This is a genomic window from Kribbella sp. NPDC055110 (assembly GCF_053607525.1).
Window position 1 is genome coordinate 1 of sequence record NZ_JBSGTS010000061.1, and the last position, 5,071, is coordinate 5,071.

At 53.3% G+C, this 5,071-nt stretch carries 1 tRNA gene and 3 rRNA genes; all 4 read left to right on the top strand.

Annotated features, from left to right (window positions below):
* Positions 1-96 precede the first annotated feature (96 nt).
* The 4 genes from ACWF0M_RS38020 (at position 97) to ACWF0M_RS38035 (ending at position 5,035) form a co-directional block, all read left to right on the top strand.
* A 16S ribosomal RNA gene (locus ACWF0M_RS38020) occupies positions 97-1,646 on the top strand.
* Positions 1,647-1,816: 170 nt separating this feature from the next.
* Positions 1,817-4,744, top strand: a 23S ribosomal RNA gene (locus ACWF0M_RS38025).
* Positions 4,745-4,799: 55 nt separating this feature from the next.
* A 5S ribosomal RNA gene (rrf, locus tag ACWF0M_RS38030) occupies positions 4,800-4,915 on the top strand.
* Together the 16S, 23S and 5S rRNA genes with 1 tRNA gene alongside form the textbook arrangement of a ribosomal RNA operon.
* 45 nt (positions 4,916-4,960) lie before the next feature.
* Positions 4,961-5,035, top strand: a tRNA-Asn gene (locus ACWF0M_RS38035).
* Positions 5,036-5,071: the final 36 nt, after the last annotated feature.

The window sequence follows — 5,071 nt, forward strand, 5'->3', positions numbered from 1 at the left end:
TCCGCGGGCGACAGGATGCCCCGGCTCACGACTTGCTCCAACCGCGCGTCAGCCGGGTGTCGCCGCAGGATGCGGTGAACTTAACCTGTGATCCATTTATCGGAGAGTTTGATCCTGGCTCAGGACGAACGCTGGCGGCGTGCCTAATACATGCAAGTCGAGCGGACAGATGGGAGCTTGCTCCCTGATGTTAGCGGCGGACGGGTGAGTAACACGTGGGTAACCTGCCTGTAAGACTGGGATAACTCCGGGAAACCGGGGCTAATACCGGATGGTTGTTTGAACCGCATGGTTCAAACATAAAAGGTGGCTTCGGCTACCACTTACAGATGGACCCGCGGCGCATTAGCTAGTTGGTGAGGTAACGGCTCACCAAGGCAACGATGCGTAGCCGACCTGAGAGGGTGATCGGCCACACTGGGACTGAGACACGGCCCAGACTCCTACGGGAGGCAGCAGTAGGGAATCTTCCGCAATGGACGAAAGTCTGACGGAGCAACGCCGCGTGAGTGATGAAGGTTTTCGGATCGTAAAGCTCTGTTGTTAGGGAAGAACAAGTACCGTTCGAATAGGGCGGTACCTTGACGGTACCTAACCAGAAAGCCACGGCTAACTACGTGCCAGCAGCCGCGGTAATACGTAGGTGGCAAGCGTTGTCCGGAATTATTGGGCGTAAAGGGCTCGCAGGCGGTTTCTTAAGTCTGATGTGAAAGCCCCCGGCTCAACCGGGGAGGGTCATTGGAAACTGGGGAACTTGAGTGCAGAAGAGGAGAGTGGAATTCCACGTGTAGCGGTGAAATGCGTAGAGATGTGGAGGAACACCAGTGGCGAAGGCGACTCTCTGGTCTGTAACTGACGCTGAGGAGCGAAAGCGTGGGGAGCGAACAGGATTAGATACCCTGGTAGTCCACGCCGTAAACGATGAGTGCTAAGTGTTAGGGGGTTTCCGCCCCTTAGTGCTGCAGCTAACGCATTAAGCACTCCGCCTGGGGAGTACGGTCGCAAGACTGAAACTCAAAGGAATTGACGGGGGCCCGCACAAGCGGTGGAGCATGTGGTTTAATTCGAAGCAACGCGAAGAACCTTACCAGGTCTTGACATCCTCTGACAATCCTAGAGATAGGACGTCCCCTTCGGGGGCAGAGTGACAGGTGGTGCATGGTTGTCGTCAGCTCGTGTCGTGAGATGTTGGGTTAAGTCCCGCAACGAGCGCAACCCTTGATCTTAGTTGCCAGCATTCAGTTGGGCACTCTAAGGTGACTGCCGGTGACAAACCGGAGGAAGGTGGGGATGACGTCAAATCATCATGCCCCTTATGACCTGGGCTACACACGTGCTACAATGGACAGAACAAAGGGCAGCGAAACCGCGAGGTTAAGCCAATCCCACAAATCTGTTCTCAGTTCGGATCGCAGTCTGCAACTCGACTGCGTGAAGCTGGAATCGCTAGTAATCGCGGATCAGCATGCCGCGGTGAATACGTTCCCGGGCCTTGTACACACCGCCCGTCACACCACGAGAGTTTGTAACACCCGAAGTCGGTGAGGTAACCTTTTAGGAGCCAGCCGCCGAAGGTGGGACAGATGATTGGGGTGAAGTCGTAACAAGGTAGCCGTATCGGAAGGTGCGGCTGGATCACCTCCTTTCTAAGGATATTATACGGAATATAAGACCTTGGGTCTTATAAACAGAACGTTCCCTGTCTTGTTTAGTTTTGAAGGATCATTCCTTCGAAACGTGTTCTTTGAAAACTAGATAACAGTAGACATCACATTCAATTAGTAATACAAGATATCACATAGTGATTCTTTTTAACGGTTAAGTTAGAAAGGGCGCACGGTGGATGCCTTGGCACTAGGAGCCGATGAAGGACGGGACGAACACCGATATGCTTCGGGGAGCTGTAAGCAAGCTTTGATCCGGAGATTTCCGAATGGGGAAACCCACCACTCGTAATGGAGTGGTATCCATATCTGAATTCATAGGATATGAGAAGGCAGACCCGGGGAACTGAAACATCTAAGTACCCGGAGGAAGAGAAAGCAAATGCGATTCCCTGAGTAGCGGCGAGCGAAACGGGATTAGCCCAAACCAAGAGGCTTGCCTCTTGGGGTTGTAGGACACTCTGTACGGAGTTACAAAGGAACGAGGTAGATGAAGAGGTCTGGAAAGGCCCGCCATAGGAGGTAACAGCCCTGTAGTCAAAACTTCGTTCTCTCCTGAGTGGATCCTGAGTACGGCGGAACACGTGAAATTCCGTCGGAATCCGGGAGGACCATCTCCCAAGGCTAAATACTCCCTAGTGACCGATAGTGAACCAGTACCGTGAGGGAAAGGTGAAAAGCACCCCGGAAGGGGAGTGAAAGAGATCCTGAAACCGTGTGCCTACAAGTAGTCAGAGCCCGTTAACGGGTGATGGCGTGCCTTTTGTAGAATGAACCGGCGAGTTACGATCCCGTGCAAGGTTAAGCAGAAGATGCGGAGCCGCAGCGAAAGCGAGTCTGAATAGGGCGCATGAGTACGTGGTCGTAGACCCGAAACCAGGTGATCTACCCATGTCCAGGGTGAAGTTCAGGTAACACTGAATGGAGGCCCGAACCCACGCACGTTGAAAAGTGCGGGGATGAGGTGTGGGTAGGGGTGAAATGCCAATCGAACCTGGAGATAGCTGGTTCTCTCCGAAATAGCTTTAGGGCTAGCCTCAAGGTAAGAGTCTTGGAGGTAGAGCACTGATTGGACTAGGGGCCCCTACCGGGTTACCGAATTCAGTCAAACTCCGAATGCCAATGACTTATCCTTGGGAGTCAGACTGCGAGTGATAAGATCCGTAGTCGAAAGGGAAACAGCCCAGACCGCCAGCTAAGGTCCCAAAGTATACGTTAAGTGGAAAAGGATGTGGAGTTGCTTAGACAACCAGGATGTTGGCTTAGAAGCAGCCACCATTTAAAGAGTGCGTAATAGCTCACTGGTCGAGTGACTCTGCGCCGAAAATGTACCGGGGCTAAACGTATCACCGAAGCTGCGGACTGTTCTTCGAACAGTGGTAGGAGAGCGTTCTAAGGGCTGTGAAGCCAGACCGGAAGGACTGGTGGAGCGCTTAGAAGTGAGAATGCCGGTATGAGTAGCGAAAGAGGGGTGAGAATCCCCTCCACCGAATGCCTAAGGTTTCCTGAGGAAGGCTCGTCCGCTCAGGGTTAGTCGGGACCTAAGCCGAGGCCGAAAGGCGTAGGCGATGGACAACAGGTTGATATTCCTGTACCACCTCCTCACCATTTGAGCAATGGGGGGACGCAGGAGGATAGGGTAAGCGCGGTATTGGATATCCGCGTCCAAGCAGTTAGGCTGGGAAATAGGCAAATCCGTTTCCCATAAGGCTGAGCTGTGATGGCGAGCGAAATATAGTAGCGAAGTTCCTGATTCCACACTGCCAAGAAAAGCCTCTAGCGAGGTGAGAGGTGCCCGTACCGCAAACCGACACAGGTAGGCGAGGAGAGAATCCTAAGGTGATCGAGAGAACTCTCGTTAAGGAACTCGGCAAAATGACCCCGTAACTTCGGGAGAAGGGGTGCTCTGTTAGGGTGCAAGCCCGAGAGAGCCGCAGTGAATAGGCCCAGGCGACTGTTTAGCAAAAACACAGGTCTCTGCGAAGCCGTAAGGCGAAGTATAGGGGCTGACGCCTGCCCGGTGCTGGAAGGTTAAGAGGAGCGCTTAGCGTAAGCGAAGGTGCGAATTGAAGCCCCAGTAAACGGCGGCCGTAACTATAACGGTCCTAAGGTAGCGAAATTCCTTGTCGGGTAAGTTCCGACCCGCACGAAAGGCGCAACGATCTGGGCACTGTCTCAACGAGAGACTCGGTGAAATTATAGTACCTGTGAAGATGCAGGTTACCCGCGACAGGACGGAAAGACCCCGTGGAGCTTTACTGCAGCCTGATATTGAATGTTGGTACAGCTTGTACAGGATAGGTAGGAGCCTTGGAAACCGGAGCGCCAGCTTCGGTGGAGGCATCGGTGGGATACTACCCTGGCTGTATTGACCTTCTAACCCGCCGCCCTTATCGGGCGGGGAGACAGTGTCAGGTGGGCAGTTTGACTGGGGCGGTCGCCTCCTAAAAGGTAACGGAGGCGCCCAAAGGTTCCCTCAGAATGGTTGGAAATCATTCGCAGAGTGTAAAGGCACAAGGGAGCTTGACTGCGAGACCTACAAGTCGAGCAGGGACGAAAGTCGGGCTTAGTGATCCGGTGGTTCCGCATGGAAGGGCCATCGCTCAACGGATAAAAGCTACCCCGGGGATAACAGGCTTATCTCCCCCAAGAGTCCACATCGACGGGGAGGTTTGGCACCTCGATGTCGGCTCATCGCATCCTGGGGCTGTAGTCGGTCCCAAGGGTTGGGCTGTTCGCCCATTAAAGCGGTACGCGAGCTGGGTTCAGAACGTCGTGAGACAGTTCGGTCCCTATCCGTCGCGGGCGCAGGAAATTTGAGAGGAGCTGTCCTTAGTACGAGAGGACCGGGATGGACGCACCGCTGGTGTACCAGTTGTTCTGCCAAGGGCATCGCTGGGTAGCTATGTGCGGACGGGATAAGTGCTGAAAGCATCTAAGCATGAAGCCCCCCTCAAGATGAGATTTCCCATTCCGCAAGGAAGTAAGATCCCTGAAAGATGATCAGGTTGATAGGTCTGAGGTGGAAGTGTGGCGACACATGGAGCTGACAGATACTAATCGATCGAGGACTTAACCATATTTTTGAATGATGTCACACCTGTTATCTAGTTTTGAGAGAACACTCTCAATTTGTTTGGTGGCGATAGCGAAGAGGTCACACCCGTTCCCATACCGAACACGGAAGTTAAGCTCTTCAGCGCCGATGGTAGTCGGGGGTTTCCCCCTGTGAGAGTAGGACGCCGCCAAGCAGATTTATTAATTCTACCATGTTTGTTTATGAAGCTTTATATTATTCCGCAGTAGCTCAGTGGTAGAGCTATCGGCTGTTAACCGATCGGTCGTAGGTTCGAATCCTACCTGCGGAGCCATGCTTCCATAGCTCAGTAGGTAGAGCACTTCCATGG